The organism is Confluentibacter citreus, assembly GCF_002807055.1.
In the GTDB taxonomy this organism is placed as follows: domain Bacteria; phylum Bacteroidota; class Bacteroidia; order Flavobacteriales; family Flavobacteriaceae; genus Confluentibacter; species Confluentibacter citreus.
Map to the genome: position 1 here is coordinate 30,655 of NZ_NIXN01000003.1, position 17,589 is coordinate 48,243.

At 34.8% G+C, this 17,589-nt stretch carries 17 protein-coding genes and 1 pseudogene; 12 read left to right on the forward strand and 6 right to left on the reverse strand.

Going from position 1 to position 17,589, the window contains the following annotated elements; all coding sequences use genetic code 11:
• Positions 1-96 precede the first annotated feature (96 nt).
• From CDH49_RS07745 to CDH49_RS07755, 3 genes are all read left to right on the forward strand, one after another.
• On the forward strand, positions 97-1,422 hold the full coding sequence (locus tag CDH49_RS07745) for a TlpA family protein disulfide reductase (protein WP_162296711.1): 1,326 nt from the start codon (positions 97-99) through the stop codon (positions 1,420-1,422).
• Between the two features lie 135 nt (positions 1,423-1,557).
• Positions 1,558-2,025, forward strand: a complete 468-nt coding sequence (locus tag CDH49_RS07750) for a DUF1572 domain-containing protein (protein ID WP_100614950.1) — start codon at positions 1,558-1,560, stop codon at positions 2,023-2,025.
• A gap of 138 nt (positions 2,026-2,163) precedes the next feature.
• Positions 2,164-2,691 carry a DUF2911 domain-containing protein gene (locus tag CDH49_RS07755; RefSeq protein ID WP_100614951.1) on the forward strand — a complete coding sequence of 176 codons (528 nt, stop codon included), beginning with the start codon at positions 2,164-2,166 and terminating at the stop codon, positions 2,689-2,691.
• Between the two features lie 54 nt (positions 2,692-2,745).
• Here the strand turns inward: CDH49_RS07755 and CDH49_RS07760 are convergent, their stop codons facing one another.
• Positions 2,746-3,375 (reverse strand): 7-carboxy-7-deazaguanine synthase QueE, encoded by a 630-nt coding sequence (locus tag CDH49_RS07760; RefSeq protein ID WP_100614952.1) that lies wholly within the window; start codon positions 3,373-3,375, stop codon positions 2,746-2,748.
• Between the two features lie 195 nt (positions 3,376-3,570).
• Here CDH49_RS07760 and CDH49_RS07765 point away from each other — a divergent pair, with 195 nt between their 5' ends.
• The 6 genes from CDH49_RS07765 to CDH49_RS07790 all read left to right on the forward strand — a co-directional run bounded on the left by CDH49_RS07765 (position 3,571) and on the right by CDH49_RS07790 (position 8,717).
• A complete protein-coding gene (locus CDH49_RS07765; protein WP_100614953.1) occupies positions 3,571-5,112 on the forward strand; it encodes a helicase HerA-like domain-containing protein in 1,542 nt (513 codons plus the stop codon).
• A gap of 31 nt (positions 5,113-5,143) precedes the next feature.
• Positions 5,144-5,704, forward strand: a complete 561-nt coding sequence (locus CDH49_RS07770; RefSeq protein WP_100614954.1) for a hypothetical protein — start codon at positions 5,144-5,146, stop codon at positions 5,702-5,704.
• A 9-nt stretch (positions 5,705-5,713) separates the two neighbouring features.
• Positions 5,714-6,688 (forward strand): YitT family protein, encoded by a 975-nt coding sequence (locus tag CDH49_RS07775; RefSeq protein ID WP_100614955.1) that lies wholly within the window; start codon positions 5,714-5,716, stop codon positions 6,686-6,688.
• A gap of 120 nt (positions 6,689-6,808) precedes the next feature.
• Complete coding sequence (locus tag CDH49_RS07780; protein WP_100614956.1) at positions 6,809-7,636, forward strand: alpha/beta fold hydrolase; 828 nt, start codon at positions 6,809-6,811, stop codon at positions 7,634-7,636.
• Positions 7,637-7,655: 19 nt separating this feature from the next.
• Entirely contained in the window at positions 7,656-8,411 is a 756-nt protein-coding gene (rluF, locus tag CDH49_RS07785; protein ID WP_100614957.1) for a 23S rRNA pseudouridine(2604) synthase RluF, read from the forward strand.
• 120 nt (positions 8,412-8,531) lie between these two features.
• Positions 8,532-8,717 carry a hypothetical protein gene (locus tag CDH49_RS07790; protein ID WP_100614958.1) on the forward strand — a complete coding sequence of 62 codons (186 nt, stop codon included), beginning with the start codon at positions 8,532-8,534 and terminating at the stop codon, positions 8,715-8,717.
• A 58-nt stretch (positions 8,718-8,775) separates the two neighbouring features.
• On the opposite strand, the gene folD is transcribed toward CDH49_RS07790, so the two are convergent.
• From folD to ffh, 3 genes and pseudogenes are all read right to left on the reverse strand, one after another.
• The gene (gene folD / locus CDH49_RS07795) at positions 8,776-9,657 is read right to left on the reverse strand and encodes a bifunctional methylenetetrahydrofolate dehydrogenase/methenyltetrahydrofolate cyclohydrolase FolD (RefSeq protein WP_100614959.1); all 882 of its coding nucleotides are present in this window, start codon (positions 9,655-9,657) and stop codon (positions 8,776-8,778) included.
• A 38-nt stretch (positions 9,658-9,695) separates the two neighbouring features.
• A pseudogene (locus CDH49_RS07800) lies at positions 9,696-10,073 on the reverse strand (four helix bundle protein).
• Between the two features lie 47 nt (positions 10,074-10,120).
• Complete coding sequence (gene ffh, locus CDH49_RS07805; RefSeq protein WP_100614960.1) at positions 10,121-11,449, reverse strand: signal recognition particle protein; 1,329 nt, start codon at positions 11,447-11,449, stop codon at positions 10,121-10,123.
• Between the two features lie 431 nt (positions 11,450-11,880).
• Here ffh and CDH49_RS07810 point away from each other — a divergent pair, with 431 nt between their 5' ends.
• From CDH49_RS07810 to CDH49_RS07820, 3 genes are all read left to right on the forward strand, one after another.
• Positions 11,881-12,738: an endonuclease/exonuclease/phosphatase family protein gene (locus CDH49_RS07810; RefSeq protein WP_239970614.1), complete on the forward strand. Its 858-nt coding sequence runs from the start codon at positions 11,881-11,883 to the stop codon at positions 12,736-12,738.
• Positions 12,739-13,293: 555 nt separating this feature from the next.
• Complete coding sequence (locus CDH49_RS07815; protein WP_100614961.1) at positions 13,294-13,788, forward strand: RNA polymerase sigma factor; 495 nt, start codon at positions 13,294-13,296, stop codon at positions 13,786-13,788.
• A gap of 4 nt (positions 13,789-13,792) precedes the next feature.
• On the forward strand, positions 13,793-14,425 hold the full coding sequence (locus tag CDH49_RS07820) for a hypothetical protein (protein WP_100614962.1): 633 nt from the start codon (positions 13,793-13,795) through the stop codon (positions 14,423-14,425).
• A 162-nt stretch (positions 14,426-14,587) separates the two neighbouring features.
• Here the strand turns inward: CDH49_RS07820 and CDH49_RS07825 are convergent, their stop codons facing one another.
• Both CDH49_RS07825 and CDH49_RS07830 read right to left on the reverse strand, forming a co-directional pair.
• Positions 14,588-15,160 carry a pseudouridine synthase gene (locus tag CDH49_RS07825; protein ID WP_100614963.1) on the reverse strand — a complete coding sequence of 191 codons (573 nt, stop codon included), beginning with the start codon at positions 15,158-15,160 and terminating at the stop codon, positions 14,588-14,590.
• 4 nt (positions 15,161-15,164) lie between these two features.
• Complete coding sequence (locus CDH49_RS07830; RefSeq protein ID WP_100614964.1) at positions 15,165-17,456, reverse strand: type IA DNA topoisomerase; 2,292 nt, start codon at positions 17,454-17,456, stop codon at positions 15,165-15,167.
• Between the last annotated feature and the right edge of the window lie 133 nt (positions 17,457-17,589).

Consider the following 17,589-nt stretch of genomic DNA (forward strand, 5'->3'; position numbering starts at 1 on the left):
TCCCGATAGGTTACTGTCGGGATTTTTTATTTCTAGTAGGAAATATTGACTATATTTACTGGGATATTAAAACAAAACTTCTCCTTATGACAAGTTGTGCCCAATAAAAATAAAAACCCGATAATGAAAACTAACATATTACTTCTTGGTATTTTGCTGATTTTAATTTCTTGTGGTAAAAAAGAAAAAAAAACATCTGAAATAACCGTGCAATTAAATGTTAGTGAGGTCGATAATCCTTTTCCTAGAAGGGTGATACCTCTTTCTTTCATTTTTATGGATTCAATGCACAATAAATTTAAAGGACTTGTAAATAGGGACAGTTCTTTTGTAATGTGTTTAAATTATGTTAGTCCCAGAGATTTGAAAAATGCAATTAGAGAGGGTAATGTAAAAAATATAGCTGATACAACCGCGACTAAAATATATGTGTTGAGTGGTTATAACAATGGCAAACAATATTATATTATTGACCTTAATAAAAACAAAGATTTTAGTGATGACGAAATAATAGAATTTAACAAAAGTATTACCAAGAAAGAAAATTATCGTGACTCATTTAATGTTAAAAATATAAATATCACAAAACTTTCAAAAGGTAATTTTTATAGACAGCAAACATATCTTCAATTTGTACCTACATCCAACTTAACATATAAACAAGAAACAGAGAAGGAAAAATGGAAAAATAGTTTACGATTAGAAGCTGTAATACTTGACTATTTGTATGGAAAGTTTAAGATAGGTGACAAAGAATATAGTGTTGGAGCTAATAAAGGTGTATTTGGAGAAGAAATCATTTTCAAAAATTCCGACACTACCTTTTATTCTTCAAATCATCAATTATTTGCAAAGTATAAACTAAAAGATACCGTAAAGTTTGATAATAAGTTTTTTAGGATAGACAGTTTGTCTTTTTATCATTCAAAATTAATAATACGTGAAATTAATAACACAGAAATTATTAACGGATTCAGAACTAATGAGATTTCAAAAAATTATGTAGTTCATGACCTAAACGGTAACTCTACAACTCTTAAAAATTTAGCAAAGGAGAAAGGATTTCTGTTACTAGACTTTTGGGGTACTTGGTGTGCTCCCTGTAAAGAACTTACCCCTGAATTAGTTGAATTACATCAAACATTTAGCAACCATATACAATTTGCAAGTTTGGCGTTTGAATTGGACCCAAAACCTGTATTGGATTATACCAAAACTAATCAAATGAATTGGTACATTGGAATAATAAAAGGAAAACCAGGTTCTGGAGATATATCATCTCCAATTATTGGCGGTTTAAGAATTGAATGTTATCCTACTTTTATCGTTATAGACTCCGACTTAAATATTTTATATCGAACTTGTGGAGGCGGAGATAATTTTTTAGGTTTAAAAGATTTTTTAAACTCAAAATTTAAATAAAATTACTGAGCACAACAAAGTATATAAAAAATTGCTGGTTTTACCTAGCATAAAGCCAGTTGCAAGTCTATTAACTTCCAGTTTTATTGTGCAAAATCTTCAGTATTTTTACAAAACCCAAAACAACAACTAAAAATGGAAAGAAATAAAGAACTCGCAAATCGGTTGCATGAAGTCCTTTTGAATGGACATTGGATAGCAAACACAAACTACAAATTGCAAATTGAAAGCATAACGTGGAAACAAGCAACCCAAAAAATAGGAACTTTAAACACCATTGCTACACTGACTTTTCATATAAACTATTATTTAACTGGCATTATAAATGTCTTTAAAGGTGGTGAACTTGAGATTCGGGACCAATACAGTTTTGATATGCAACCTATTGCATCAGAAACTGATTGGAAAAAATTGATAAATGAGTTTTTATTCAACTCTGAAGAATTCATCAAGGAAGTTGCGAACATACCAGATTATAAATTGTACGAAATATTTGTGGATGAAAAGTATGGAACGTATTTAAGAAATATTGAAGGTGTTATTGAACATAGTTATTATCACCTTGGGCAAATTTCATTGATTAAAAAGATGATAACTGAATAATCATAATCAGGTAATCATTAAAATTTATAAAAAAATAGTTTTGTAAAATCTTAAATTTTAACATTTCATACCAACTTTTAGCTTATCATTAAGATTATTTGCATTAATTTTAAAAAAAATTTAATCCATAATTTAAATATGAAAAAATCAATTATTTTAACAACTATTGCTTTAGCGTTTGGTATGCTATTTTCAATAAACACCTATGCGCAAAAATTTGCAAACGTGGACAAAAGTCCTTTGGACATCACATACTACAGAGCTGAAAGAACCGCCCCTCCTATGATTAAAGTTATTTACAGCCGCCCTCAACTTAACGGAAGAGAGTTAAGTAAATTGGCACCTAATGGTAAAGTATGGAGAACTGGAGCCAACGAAGCAACGGAAATTAAATTTTTTCAGGATATGAATTTCGGTGGAAAAGCAGTTAAAGCTGGAACTTACTCCTTATTTGCAATTCCGGGCGACACTGAATGGACTGTCATTTTAAATAATGAATTGGATGTTTGGGGCGCTTTTAGTTACAAAGAAGCTAATGATGTAGTGAGGGTAAATGTTCCTGCAACCACCGGGGAAGCTGTTGATGATTTTTCAATTGTTTTTGAAAACGATAACATGCACCTAGCTTGGGGCACTACTAGAATTGCCGTACCAGTTAGTAAATAATATTTATTCTGTTAGCATAAAAAAACAGCCTTGAAATTTCAAGGCTGTTTTTTATTAAGGAATATTTAAATATTTATGTGTTTGTAAAGACACTTTCCATTTAGGATTTTTCATCACATAATCAACAATCTCAGGAATCACTTTATCGCGTTTGCTCCATTCTGGCTGCAAATATAAAATACAACTTTTATTAACCATAGCGGCTTGCTCTTCCGCAAAGCGGAAATCATCTTTATTGTAGATAATCATTTTTAGCTCATTAGCCTTTTCATAGACTTCTTTGGTTGGCAATTTCATCTTTTTTGGGGATAAACAAATCCAATCCCAAATGCCTGTTAATTTGTAAGCGCCCGATGTTTCAATATGTATTTGTAATCCTTCAGCCTTTAATGCATTTGTTAGTATTGTCATATCCCAAGTCAAGGGTTCGCCGCCAGTAACAACAATGGTATCACTATGTTTTTTTGCATTTTCAACAATTTTATAAACTTCGGTCGGTGGATGTAAATTAGCGTTCCAACTTTCTTTAACATCACACCAATGGCAACCCACATCGCAACCTCCTATTCTAATAAAATAAGCCGCTGTTCCCTTGTGGAAACCTTCACCCTGTATGGTATAAAACTCCTCCATTAAAGGCAACATTTCGCCTTTATCAACCAATATTTGCAAGTCGTTGTTCATAGGTTGCAAAGATACTTTTTAAAATTTACGATTCACGATTTTTGATTTACGATTTTTTTAAATGTACCCTCCAAATTACATGAACCATATTGTCCATAATATTCAAAAACAAAAAAAATAAGCATCATTTTATAAAATGAAACCATATTTTTTTCTTCTTCATTTTTCGTGTATTTTTATGCAAAATAAATACCCATGGATAAAAAAGAAACCTTTTTTAATTATATCAATCAAGGCAATACAACCAAAGGCGATTTTATTCCTGTGGGTGCCGCCATGTTAGATGGTGAAACCATTACAAATGCCTTTGTAAAAATTCCATTAAAAACCCTTAACCGTCATGGCTTAATTGCTGGTGCCACGGGTACCGGCAAAACAAAATCGTTGCAGGTATTGGCGGAAAATTTGAGTGATAAAGGTATTCCTGTATTACTCATGGATATTAAAGGGGATTTAAGTGGATTGGCACAAGCAGCCACGAGTAATCCGAAAATTGATGAGCGCCATGCCCTAATTGGTTTACCCTATGAAGCTAAAAGTTTCCCTGTTGAAATTTTAACGCTGTCCGAACAAGATGGTGTGCGATTAAGAGCTACTATTAGTGAATTCGGACCTGTTTTACTATCACGTATTTTAGATTTATCTGAAGCACAAGCTGGCGTTGTTGCGGTGATTTTTCAATATTGTGACGATAATAAATTGCCCATTCTAGATTTAAAGGATTTCAAAAAAATATTACAATATGCCACACAAGAAGGTAAAAAAGAATTTGCTGAGGCTTACGGACACATTTCTACAGCTTCCACAGGATCTATTTTAAGGAAAATAGTGGAATTGGAACAACAAGGAGCCGATTTATTTTTTGGAGAAACTTCTTTTGATGTCGATGATTTATTAAGAATTGATAGAGATGGCAGAGGTTATATCAACATCATTAGATTAACCGATATTCAAGATAGACCTAAATTGTTTTCAACATTCATGTTGAGTTTACTGGCTGAAATTTATTCAACGTTTCCTGAACAAGGCGATAGCGACCGACCAGAACTGGTGATTTTTATTGACGAAGCCCATTTAATTTTTAATGAAGCCTCTAAAGCCTTGTTAAACCAAATTGAAAGCATTGTCAAGTTAATTAGAAGTAAAGGTGTTGGCTTATATTTTGTCACCCAAAACCCAACTGATGTACCCGAAGCGGTATTGAGTCAGTTAGGTTTAAAAATTCAGCACTCCCTTAGGGCATTTACTGCCAACGATAGAAAAGCCATTAAAATGACGGCTCAAAATTACCCTGATTCCGATTATTATGATACTGAAACGGTATTAACATCGCTTGGCATTGGAGAAGCTTTGGTTTCTGCCTTAGACGAGAAAGGACGTCCTACCCCATTGGCTGCGACCATGATGCGTGCACCCATGAGCCGAATGGATGTATTAACCGACAGTGAATTAAGTACCTTACTTTCCCAATCCAAACTTGTAAAAAAGTATAGCGAAACGATTGACAGAGAAAGTGCTTACGAACTTTTGAATGAAAAAATAGAACAAGCAGAAGCAGAAGAAGCTAAGGAAAAGGCTAAACAAGAACGAGAGGCGCTTGAAAAAGCAACATCTAAACAAAAAACTGCGCCTACAGCTCGTAGAAGCACCGCCATGAATCCTGTTGTAAAAGTGCTGACAAGTGCTACATTTATTCGTAGTGTATTTGGCATTTTAACAAGAGTCATGAAAAAATAACGCTTATTATCAACATAAAACCTTAATTTAAATGCACAAGCCCCTTTTCAGTATCATCATTCTATTCATATTAGTTGTTAGTTGCAAAAAAGAGCCAAATACTTTTGAAATTGGCAAACAATATGTTGGTTTATTGAATGACTCAACTCAGGTTAAAGACCTTAAACATATTTTTAGCAAAGATTCTATTGTTAATTATACTGGTACTGATGAGTTTACCTTAAACATTAATGATATTGAAATTTTTGAAAAAGGCGGTAAAAAATTATTGGTCTTAACACCCAGAAAACCATCAGATTCTACATCATTAATAAAGAATGTTAGAATTTTAGACCCCCGCTACAAAACCGTTAGAGACATTTCCATATTAAGTACTTTTAAAGATATTTCGGATAATTACAAAATAACCAAAATAGATAATTTAATCAACTCTGTGCTTATCACAGTTAAAGAAATAAACACCACATTCACCATAGATAAAAAAGAATTACCTGCTAGTCTTCGCTTTGATACCAATTTAAAAATTGAAGCCATACATATTCCAGATAATGCCAAAATAAAATACTTTTTCATAAATTGGAATAACATATAAAAGTTGCCCATGAATGCTTTCTTATCAAAGATTTTAGTAGAAATTGCACGCAAGAGAATAAAATCGGAGCAAGAAACTGATGACCCTGTTAGTAAAAAACAAATTGTACCTATAGTTAGAAGGTTTCAAGTAGAAATATCCCATGCTATAAAAGAATATATATTTATCCTCATTGGTGTGTTTTCGGCAGGTTTTGGATTAAAAGGTTTTTTATTACCAAATCGGTTTATTGATGGTGGCGCTACTGGAATGTCTTTATTGCTTCAAAACGTTACGAACTTAGATTTAAGTTATTTTTTAATTCTTGTCAATCTTCCATTTTTAATTCTAGCTTCTAGAACCCTAAATATTAAGTTTGCCATTCGGAGTATAGCTGCTATAGCCCTTTTGGCTTTTGTGGTTCACTTTGTAGAGTATCCAACAGTAACTGAAGATAAATTATTAATTTCTGTTTTTGGAGGATTCTTCTTAGGACTAGGTATAGGCATGTCCATGCGAGGCGGTAGTGTGATTGATGGCACTGAAGTACTCGCTATATTTTTAAGTAAAAAATTGTCACTTACCATTGGAGATGTCCTGCTTTTAATAAACCTTCTAATATTTTCTGTTGGTGCCTATATCCTATCTGTTGAAACAGCGCTTTATGCCATATTAACGTATTTAGCAGCTGCCAAAACAGTAGATTTTGTTGTAGATGGTGTTGAAGAATATGTGGGAGTCACCATTATTTCAGAAAAACATCAAGATTTAAGAACCATGATCACCAAAAACCTAAGACGCGCCTGTACCATTTATGCAGGCAAAGGGGGCTTTGGAACAAATGGCGATAGTTATGATAAAGATATTATTTACACCGTTGTTACACGTTTAGAACTTGCCAGATTACAAACCGAAATAGATAAAATAGATAAAAAGGCGTTTATAATCATGGGGATTGTGAAAGACCTTAAAGGTGGTATGATAAAGAGAAAACCGCTAAAATAGTGATTTTGGTCATGGGTCCTGGGTCTTCATGTTATTAGAAAAAATTAGTGAATTAGCGTCAGAAAGCATATAGTACAAAACACTTTACGAGGGTGTTCGGTAAATAGAGAAATTTTTAAAATGAATAAGTACCTCCCAAAAATTATTGGCTCGTCCATAAACTTTATCAGCCATATTTCAACGCCATTTGCTGTCCATTTGGCTTTTCAACTGTTTTCCAGACCCCAAAAAGGAAACGCTAAAAAAATGGACACTGAATTTCTTAGCAGCTCCATCCAAAAAGAATTATGGTATCAAGATCTAAACATCATGACCTATCAATGGGCAGGAAAAAAGGAAACCATTCTATTAGTTCATGGCTGGGAAAGCAACACCTCCAGATGGAAAAAATTAATTGAACTTTTAAAAGCCCTCGATTATAATATCATCGCTTTGGATGCTCCTGCACATGGTAATTCTGGAGGCGTATTATTTAATGCCGTGCTATATTCGGAATGTATTCATGAGATTGCTAAAACAATAAATCCAACTATTATTATTGGTCATTCTGTTGGCGGCATAGCGACTGTAATTTCCATGCACAAATACAATTTACCTTCGGTTAAAAAATTGGTTTTATTGGGAGCGCCTTCAAACTTTACAGGTATTTTTAAGCGTTATAAAAGTATGATGCGTTATAACAATAAGGTTTCTAATGGCATTGACGAATGGGTATTTAACCGCTTCGGACGTCTACCAAGTTATTATCACATTAGTAATTTTTCAGAAAACATCCATTCCAAAGGACTCGTCATTCACGATAAAGAGGACAAGATTATTCCTTATAGCGATGCTTTAGATTACCAAAAACATTATAAAAATTCAATACTTATATCAACCTCTGGTTTGGGCCACGGTTTAAAATCCAAGGAAATTAATGCACACATTTTAGACTTCATCAACCAATAGTTTATTGTATTTTTGGGCTATGGAAGCAGAATTAAAACGAATCAATAAATATTTAAGTGAGGTAGGCTATTGCTCCCGTAGGGAAGCCGATAAACTTATAGAAGCTGGACGCGTAACCATTAACGGTATCATTCCAGAAATGGGCACAAAAGTGGCTCCTAATGATGTTGTTCATGTTGATGGAAAAGAAATAAGCAATACAAACCAATCGTTTGTTTATTTAGCTTTTAATAAACCCGTAGGCATTGTTTGCACCACCGATACCAGTGTTGAAAAGGATAATATTATTGATTTTATTAAGTATCCAAAACGCATTTTTCCAATCGGCCGATTAGATAAACCAAGTGAAGGCTTAATACTTTTAACTGATGATGGTGATATTGTAAATAAAATTCTTCGTGCCAGTAATAATCATGAAAAGGAATACATCGTGAAAGTAGACAAACCCATTTCGCAAACGTTTGTTGATCGTATGGCTGGCGGTATCCCTTTGGAAGATTTGGATAGGGTCACCAAAAAATGTGTTGTTGAAAAATTGAGCACATACGAATTTAAAATTATATTGACCCAAGGTTTAAACAGACAAATTCGCAGGATGTGTGAATATTTAAATTATGAAGTTGAAACACTGAAACGGGTTCGTATCATGAACATTAAAATGGATATGCCCGTTGGCGAATACCGAGAATTGACTAATGAAGAATTTAGCGAATTAAACAGACTGATTAGTGATTCAACTAAAGAGTATAAACCTAATACAGTTCGCCGAAATTAATAGAAACTACCAAACAAATGGACAACTTAATATTAGTAATTTAAAACGCGTGCGCTTCATTTTATAACGTTCATCGTACCCTTTTTAGCTCTATCTTAGCATCAAAATAAATTTGAAATTATGATACGAATATTGGCATTGATTTTAACTGTTGGAGGTATGACAGCCTTAATTTTAGGTGTTTTAGGTATTTTTGGAAATAACGTTGTAGCACTTAGCCCTTGGGCATTAACTATATTAGGGGGTGTTTTTTTTATCGCCGGCGTATCTATGCTAAAATATAGAAAGGATGAACCAGGGAATTAATCTTATATAAAAATTTAGCTGAAATTTTTATCAATAAGTATAGAAAACGAATTAACCATTAGTTAGAGCTACGTCTCTCGCAAGCTAATAGTGTGTTTTTTAATAGCATGGCAATCGTCATGGGGCCAACACCACCGGGAACCGGGGTTATATAACTCGCTTTTTTACTAACGCTTTCAAAATCGACGTCACCTGCCAATCTGTAACCAGTTGATTTTGTTGCATCGGGAACGCGTGTAATACCTACATCAATAATAACAACATCATCCTTAACCATATCGCCCGTTAAGAACTCTGAAATACCAATTGCGGCTACAATAATATCCGCTTGCTTCGTAATCCCTGCCAAGTTTTTTGTACGACTGTGAACAACCGTTACGGTGGCGTCTCCTGCCTTTCGTTTCTGACTCATTAAAATACTCATGGGTCGACCAACAATATGGCTTCTTCCCATAACAACGACATTTTTTCCAGAAGTTTCTACTTGATAACGTTCCAACAATTCAAGAATGCCATAAGGTGTTGCTGGTAAGAAAGTAGGCAAATCTAAAGCCATTTTCCCAACATTTGTGGGATGAAATCCATCAACATCTTTATCAGGATGAACGGCCATTAAAACTTTTTGTTCATCTATATGCGTTGGTAAAGGCAATTGAACAATAAATCCATCGATATCATCATTGGTATTCAATTCATTTATTTTTGCCAACAATTCTTTTTCAGAGGTATATTCAGGCAAATCAATCAACGTGGATTTGAAACCAATTTTCTCGCAAGCCTTCACTTTGGCATTCACATACGTCATACTCGCACCATCTGTACCCACCAAAATGGCAGCCAAATGCGGTACTTTTTGGCCATTAAAAACCATCGCTTCTACATGTTCAGCGATTTCATCTTTTATGTCATTACTAACTTTTTTACCGTCTAAAATTATCATATAAATAGTTTTCAGTCGCAGTGGCAGTCCCAGTTTACTTATTCGTTCACTGAATTTACTCCGAACTTGCTTGGATTGTTAATCATATAATTTATAAGTTTACCAACTTCAATACTTTGTTCGGAAAACTTTAAATGCTTTTCTTTATCTATATAATTACAGGCTTAGGCAAAATCTAACCATGTGCTAGTTTCAGAATTTTCCCCATCTGCATCAGTTAGCTTACTTATAAAATGCTTTGGATATATTCTTTTTCTATATGCTTCCGCTATGTTAGCAGAAACCGACCTAGAACTTCTTCTAATTTGATCTGTTAAAGAATATGTTTCTTCCTTTGGAAAGGATTTAGAAATTTCAAAAACAAACATAGCCAATTCAAAAGATTTTTGGTAAGCTAATAGTTTTTTGAAATCCATAAAATAAATTTTATTACTAAAAACTGAGACTGAAACTGTAAACTAACCTAGCGCATATTCTTCATCATCTGCATCATCTGTTTGCCACCGCCGCCTTGCATCATTTTCATCATTTTGCTCATTTGTTCAAACTGCTTTAAAAGTTGATTCACTTGCTGTACAGACGTTCCAGAACCATCTCCAATACGCTTTTTTCTGCTAGCATTAATAATAGCTGGGTTGCTACGTTCTTTAGGCGTCATGGAATGAATGATGGCTTCAATACCTTTAAACGCATTATCATCAATATCGACATCTTTCATCATTTTTCCAGCGCCGGGAATCATGCCAACCAAATCTTTCATATTTCCCATTTTCTTGATTTGCTGAATCTGTTTCAAGAAATCGTCAAATCCAAACTGATTTTTAGCAATCTTCTTTTGAAGTTTTCTAGCCTCTTCTTCATCAAATTGTTCTTGGGCACGTTCTACAAGGGACACTACATCTCCCATTCCCAAAATACGATCGGCCATACGCGACGGATAGAACACATCAATCGCTTCCATTTTCTCACCTGTACCAATAAACTTAATGGGTTTATTAACAACCGATTTAATCGAAATAGCCGCTCCACCTCTAGTATCACCATCTAATTTGGTAAGAATAACACCATCAAAATTCAATACATCGTTAAACGCTTTTGCGGTGTTAACGGCATCTTGTCCTGTCATGGCATCCACCACAAACAAGGTTTCCTGTGGCTTAATGGCTTTATGGATATTTGATATTTCGGTCATCATCACTTCATCAACAGCTAAACGACCTGCGGTATCTATAATCACCACATTATAACCATTTGCTTTCGCATGGGCAATACCCGCTTGCGCAATGGCTACTGGATTTGTATTTCCTTTATCACTAAAAACCTCAACACCAACTTGTTCCCCAACAATATGCAATTGGTCTATCGCCGCTGGACGGTATACGTCACATGCAACCAACAATGGTTTTTTGGATTTTTTTGTTTTAAGATAGTTAGCTAGTTTACCAGAAAAGGTTGTTTTACCAGAACCTTGCAAACCGGACATTAAAATAACACTTGGCGTTCCAGACAAATTAATACCTTCAGCATCGCCACCCATTAGCTCGGTAAGTTCGTCTTTTACAATCTTAACCATTAATTGCCCAGGCTGTAACGTTGTTAATACGTTTTGCCCTAAAGCCTTTTCTTTAACCGTGGTGGTAAAATCTTTTGCTATTTTAAAATTAACGTCAGCATCCAATAAAGCGCGACGTACTTCTTTAAGTGTTTCTGCAACATTTACCTCTGTAATGCTACCATGTCCTTTTAAAACATGTAACGCTTTATCTAACTTTTCACTTAAATTATTAAACATAATATTTCTTGAAATTTTAACTAACCTTGCTCTTATAAACAAAGATGCAAAAATAAAGAAATATTTTGTTTTTCTTTAGAAAGATTCACCTTTTCACGGACTGACAATTTAAATAGCTCCTTCTATAAAATGAATAAAAAACTCATTGTTCAGTGATTTGATGTTTATATTTTCTTTAGGGTTTATTTAAAAACATCACCTATCTTAGCTAAATGATTTGGATTATATTCTACTTTTTATTTTCAACCATACTTATTATAGCATCGATACTTCCATTTATATCCCATCAATATTGGATATTTAGAATATGTGAATTTGCTAGAATGCAAATCTTAATTACACAAATTGTCACTCTAATTTTTGGAATATTAATATATAATCTACTGCCAATCCATATATTAATAACTGAAATTCTTTTGTTTATTTTCATAATGAATCACGCCGTGATATTGATGCCTTATGTACCCTTCAAAAATCTGTTTCGGAATGCTAAAACACGAAAAAGTGATAAATCAATATCCGTCCTGTCGTTCAATGTATATCAATACAATAAGGAGTATCTAAAATTCATTTCTTTGGTTAATGAATTGAAACCAGACATATTTTTAACCATGGAATCGAATTCAGATTGGGAACAGGCTATGTCCGTTTTAGACACCCAATATCCATATCGAAAAAAAGTAGCATTAGAAAATACATACGGCATTCACTTTTACTCTAAAATAAAGGTCGATGATTGTAAGGTGAATTATTTTATGGCAGACGACCTACCTTCCATCGAGGCCAATTTAACGACTGACAACAATGAAAAACTCACGTTTTTTGGCACACATCCGCCACCTCCCAGCCCAACTGAAGAAGACACTTCCAAAGAGCGGGATGGTGAAATTATAATGATTGGAAAAAAAGTCAAGGAGTACAACAATCCCGTAATTGTAGTGGGTGATTTTAATAATGTTGCTTGGTCTAAATCGAGCAAATTATTTAAAAAAATATCGGGATTAATAGATCCTCGTATCGGGAGAGGCTTTTTCTCCACGTACCATGCTAATTACAAGCTATTACGATTTCCAATTGATTTGCTTTTTCATTCCAATAGTATTTTTATTGAAGAATTTAAGACCCTAGAAAATATTGGGTCAGACCACTTGCCCCTATACTGTCGTTTTTTTATTGATTCTAAAATGAACAAAAAAGAAACAAATGAAGAAAACTTGGATAGCGAGGATTTACAGGAAGCAAATGAAATGATTGAGGAAGGAAAAAAAGAAGAAGGTAGTGATAGATAATAAATCAATTGACCATTTCTTTTTTACATCCCTATTATACATTTATAGGTCTTTTTTAGACCCAATAACCAAATTACATTTTTACATTTAAATAGTACTTAAAGTTAAAGCCACTGTTTTTATCCTGCCAAAAATCAATAAAAAAAAACCTTAAAAAAAATCAGCTAAACAAGTGTCTTTTATAAACTTTTCTTAGTTTTAATAACTTCATTTACAGTAAAAATATTTTTGCTATATTAGCAAATAAAAACTTACATTTTTGATTGAAATTACACTAAATAACACTATATAGATTTTATCTATGACATACTATTAAAATTCATGTTATCAGTATTTTAATAGTTTTATATAAAGTCTTAGTTTATATTTTTTGAAATAATCACAAACATGTCAAATATAACAGAAATCAACTGGATATTTCACCAAATACATTGAAAAAGGAAGTCTACAAGCTTCAAATTTAAACTATAAAAAAATGATTTTTTTCAATAACTCCACTCCCATTTGTAACATTTAAAACAATTAGAATACTAATATTATAACCATACCAAAACATTGAATAAAGAACTAGAACATAGCTTTGTTGAATTGCTTGAAAAGCATCAAAATATCATCCATAAAGTGTGCCGTTTGTACACCAATAATTATGATGCCCATAATGATTTATTTCAAGAAATCACCATTCAACTTTGGAAGGCGTACCCAAAATTTAGGGGCGACGCGAAGTTTAGCACCTGGATGTATCGAGTAGGTTTAAACACCGCCATCACACTTTACAGAAAATCTAAACGCAGCATTAGTACCCAAGAATTTGATGGTGTTGAATTCAGGATGAAAGCAGAGGACTATGACGATACCGAAGAACAACAACTTAAAACATTATACAATGCCTTACATCAATTAAATGACATTGACAAAGCACTGGTTTTTTTATACCTAGAAGACAAAGACTATAGTGAGATTAGTGAAACCATGGGGATAAGCGAAGTGAATGCCCGAGTGAAAATGAACAGGATTAAAACAAAACTTAAAACTATATTAAATCCTTAATTTTATGGATGAATTAGAGCTATTAAAAAAAGACTGGAATAAACAGTCAGAATATAAAAAATTATCGGTTAACGATATTTATCCTATGCTGCATAAAAAATCGTCTTCTATAGTCAAGACCCTATTTTATATCAGCATAGCCGAACTTGTATTTTGGATCTTAGTGAGCGCCATTCCCTATGTTTGTTCAGACAGTTATAAAGAGAGGCTAGACAAAATATACGATAGCGAACATCTTTTCACAATTATGACCCTATTTAGTTTTGGCATTACCATCCTATTTATTTACTTATTATTTAAATCCCATAAAACAATTTCTGTTACGGACAGTGCCAAAAAGTTAATGGAAAACATTATAAAAACCCGCCGAGTAATTAAATATTATGTATTATACAACTTAATATTTGGTGGTATTTCCTTAATTATTGGCTTTTACTACGCGCTGCATAACGACCCAGAAACAGCAAAAAGCATGGCGAGTTTTGGCGCTACGGAAAGGACTGTCATGTATTTAATTTTATTTGGCTTTGCTAGTCTTTTCATACTTGTTATTTGGCTGTTTTACAAGCTTATTTACGGCCTTCTGCTGAAACGCTTAAACAGGAATTACAAGGAATTACAAAAGCTGGAGGTTTAAAAAGAATTCCATATTTGTCATTACGAGGAGCTACGACGAAGCAATCCGTTTGTCGTAAGTTCTACATCGTGAGATTGCTTCGTGCCTCGCAATGACGGTATGCTTAGTCTCTTTAATTATAGTTCTTAATCATGAGATTGCCTCACTGCGTTCACCATAACGTTATTTGAGAAACCCATCAACCGCAACAACATCTCCAACTTGCATATTGTGTAGGCGAATGCTACCTACCCGAACTCGAACCAATCGTAAGGTTGAAAACCCCACTGCGGAAGTCATTTTACGTACCTGTCTAAACTTGCCTTCTTTCAAGGTAATGGAAATCCACGAAGTTGGCCCGTGCCTACTATCACGTATTTTTTTAGAACGCTCTGGTAAATTGGGCGCATGTTCCAACTTAAAAACTTTACAAGGTTTGGTTTGGTATTTCTTGCCTTCAAAACCAATCTCCACACCTTTGGAAAGTTGCTCAATAGCTTCATGCGTGATGTCGCCATTCACCAAGGCATAATATTCTTTTTCTACTTTTTGACTGTTGATAAAATCACTCATTTTTCCATCGGTAGTCAATAACAAAAGACCTTCCGATTTTTCATCCAACCTACCAATTGCCATGATGCCTTCTGGAAAATCATACAGTGAACCCAAAAACTTCTTTGATTGTTGCTTGCTAGCGTTACTGGCAAACTGACTCAAATAACCGTAAGGTTTGTAGATAATGAAATGCTTATGCATCACTTTAAATGCTTTCGGTTAAAATATTATATACAAGCTCTTTAGTCGGAGTATGTCCGTTTACTTTTTGTCGCACCATTTCAAAAGACACCCTAAAATCGCAACCCGATTTATAGTCGCTACACCCATAAGCGGTCTTGCCTTTTATGACGGTTCCTTTTTTGCATTTCGGACACACTAATGTTTCAGGTATCGCTTTCGTGGAAGATTTCTTAGGTTCTAACACCAATTTGAAATCAGCATCAAAACGCAGCAAACCTTCCACCGTTCCAGCATCGGTTTTGAAATCCTTTAAATTGACCGTGCTGCCTTTTTGAAGCAATCTCATGTATTGGTTCTCCGATATTTTTTTGCCAGCATAGGTAAACGGCAACACAAAATCGCAACCAGACTTATAAGCACTGCATCCGTAGGCCGATTTCCCTTTTAATAAAGTCGCTTGCTTGCATTTCGGGCAAGTTTCGGCACTTATGCCTGTCGCTTTCGTTTTCGCCTCTTTAAACGCTTGTTTTGGACTTGTAGCAGCGTGCGAAATATTGGCGCGAACCGCTTCTCGACGCACGTCGGAAACCAAGGCATCGACCATACGCTTCATGTTGTTGATAAAAGCGCCTGCCGTAAATGTGCCTTTTTCAATATCTTTTAATTGCTTTTCCCAAGAACCTGTGAGTTCAGCGGATTTCAATAAATCATTCTGAATGGTATCAATCAGTTGAATGCCCGTTTGGGTTGGTAAGACTTGTTTTTTGTTCCTGACAATATACTTGCGTTTAAAAAGCGTTTCAATAATGTTGGCTCGTGTAGATGGTCGCCCAATACCGTTTTCCTTCATCAAATCGCGTAACTCGTCATCATCCACTTCTTTCCCCGCGGTTTCCATGGCACGCAATAACGAGGCTTCGGTAAACTGATTGGGTGGTTTGGTTTCCTTTTCCAAAAACGAGGGTTCGTGGGGTCCCATTTCACCTTTTACAAACGTTGGTAAGATATCGGGCTCTTTCTCCTTGGAGTTTGCATCCTCAAAAACCACACGCCAGCCTTTTTTCAGAATTTCCTTTCCAGTGGCTTTAAAAGGCACTTCGGCGGCTTTGCCTATCACCGTGGTGTTTGCCACATCGCAATCCTCATAAAACACCGCAATAAAACGCCTCACGATGATGTCATATACCTGTTGCTGATTGTATTGCAAATTGGTTTGCATGCCTGTTGGGATGATGGCATGGTGATCGGTGACTTTTTTATCGTTGAACACTTTAGGGGATTTTTTAATCTTTTTTCCTAAAAGTGGTTGCGTTAAGGTTGCATAATTGGTCAGCTTTTGTAAAATACCCGACACTTTTGGGTAAATATCATTTGGTAAAAATGTGGTATCCACCCTTGGATAAGTCACTACTTTTTGTTCATATAGGGTTTGAACAATTTTAAGCGTATCGTCTGCCGAAAACCCGAACTTGTTATTGCAATACACCTGCAAGCCTGTTAAATCGAATAGTTTGGGCGCATATTCATTGCCTTTTTTCTTGTCGACGGACACAATTTCAAAATCACTTTCCTTGACTTTATTGGCTAAAACGGCACCTGCTTCCTTGTCTAAAAAACGACCCTCTTCATAACTAAAAAGCGTGTCCCTATACAAGGTTTGCAATTCCCAATAGGGTTGCGGTTTAAAGTTTTCAATCTCCTTAAATCGGTTTACCACCATCGCCAAGGTTGGGGTTTGTACTCGTCCAATGGACAATACTTGTTTATTGGCACCGTGTTTTAAGGTATATAATCTGGTGGCGTTCATGCCCAATAACCAGTCACCAATGGCTCTGGAAAAACCGGCGTAAAACAAATTATCGTATTGGCTGGATGGTTTTAGGTTTTCAAAACCTTCTTTGATGGCTTCAGTAGTTAAGGATGAAATCCACAACCGTTTAACTTCGCCTTTGTATTTGGCTTCGTTCATTACCCAACGTTGGATGAGCTCCCCTTCTTGCCCCGCATCACCACAGTTAATAACAACCTCAGCTTTGGCGAACAGACTTTTTACAATGTTGAATTGCTTTTGTATCCCCGAATTCGCTACCACTTTGGTTTCAAACTTTTCGGGAAGCATGGGTAAATTGTTTAAGTCCCAACTTTTCCAATGGGGCTTATAATCGTTGGGCTCTTTTAAGGTGCATAAATGTCCGAACGTGTAAGTTACCGCATAGCCATTGCCTTCAAAATAACCATCGCGCTTGGTGTTCGCTCCTAAAACAGAAGCGATTTCGCGGGCAACACTGGGCTTTTCGGCAATACAGACTTTCATTTAATTCTTATTTATTGGGGGATGCAAAATAGGAATTTAGAAGGTGTCTTTATAAAGGAATTGTTAGGAGTTATTAACGGATTTGATTGTTTTTTGTTGTAGCTGTTTTAATCAACACCGAGAGATTGCTTCG

What these genes read in the sequence shown, in the direction of transcription:
- CDH49_RS07750 (WP_100614950.1), top strand. Translation starts at nt 1,558, where the DNA reads ATGGAAAGAAATAAAGAACTCGCAAATCGGTTGCATGAAGTCCTTTTG.
- CDH49_RS07755 (WP_100614951.1), top strand. Translation starts at nt 2,164, where the DNA reads ATGAAAAAATCAATTATTTTAACAACTATTGCTTTAGCGTTTGGTATG.
- CDH49_RS07760 (WP_100614952.1), bottom strand. Translation starts at nt 3,375, where the DNA reads ATGAACAACGACTTGCAAATATTGGTTGATAAAGGCGAAATGTTGCCT.
- CDH49_RS07765 (WP_100614953.1), top strand. Translation starts at nt 3,571, where the DNA reads ATGGATAAAAAAGAAACCTTTTTTAATTATATCAATCAAGGCAATACA.
- CDH49_RS07770 (WP_100614954.1), top strand. Translation starts at nt 5,144, where the DNA reads ATGCACAAGCCCCTTTTCAGTATCATCATTCTATTCATATTAGTTGTT.
- CDH49_RS07775 (WP_100614955.1), top strand. Translation starts at nt 5,714, where the DNA reads ATGAATGCTTTCTTATCAAAGATTTTAGTAGAAATTGCACGCAAGAGA.
- CDH49_RS07780 (WP_100614956.1), top strand. Translation starts at nt 6,809, where the DNA reads ATGAATAAGTACCTCCCAAAAATTATTGGCTCGTCCATAAACTTTATC.
- rluF (WP_100614957.1), top strand. Translation starts at nt 7,656, where the DNA reads ATGGAAGCAGAATTAAAACGAATCAATAAATATTTAAGTGAGGTAGGC.
- CDH49_RS07790 (WP_100614958.1), top strand. Translation starts at nt 8,532, where the DNA reads ATGATACGAATATTGGCATTGATTTTAACTGTTGGAGGTATGACAGCC.
- folD (WP_100614959.1), bottom strand. Translation starts at nt 9,657, where the DNA reads ATGATAATTTTAGACGGTAAAAAAGTTAGTAATGACATAAAAGATGAA.
- ffh (WP_100614960.1), bottom strand. Translation starts at nt 11,449, where the DNA reads ATGTTTAATAATTTAAGTGAAAAGTTAGATAAAGCGTTACATGTTTTA.
- CDH49_RS07810 (WP_239970614.1), top strand. Translation starts at nt 11,881, where the DNA reads ATGAATCACGCCGTGATATTGATGCCTTATGTACCCTTCAAAAATCTG.
- CDH49_RS07820 (WP_100614962.1), top strand. Translation starts at nt 13,793, where the DNA reads ATGGATGAATTAGAGCTATTAAAAAAAGACTGGAATAAACAGTCAGAA.
- CDH49_RS07825 (WP_100614963.1), bottom strand. Translation starts at nt 15,160, where the DNA reads ATGCATAAGCATTTCATTATCTACAAACCTTACGGTTATTTGAGTCAG.
- CDH49_RS07830 (WP_100614964.1), bottom strand. Translation starts at nt 17,456, where the DNA reads ATGAAAGTCTGTATTGCCGAAAAGCCCAGTGTTGCCCGCGAAATCGCT.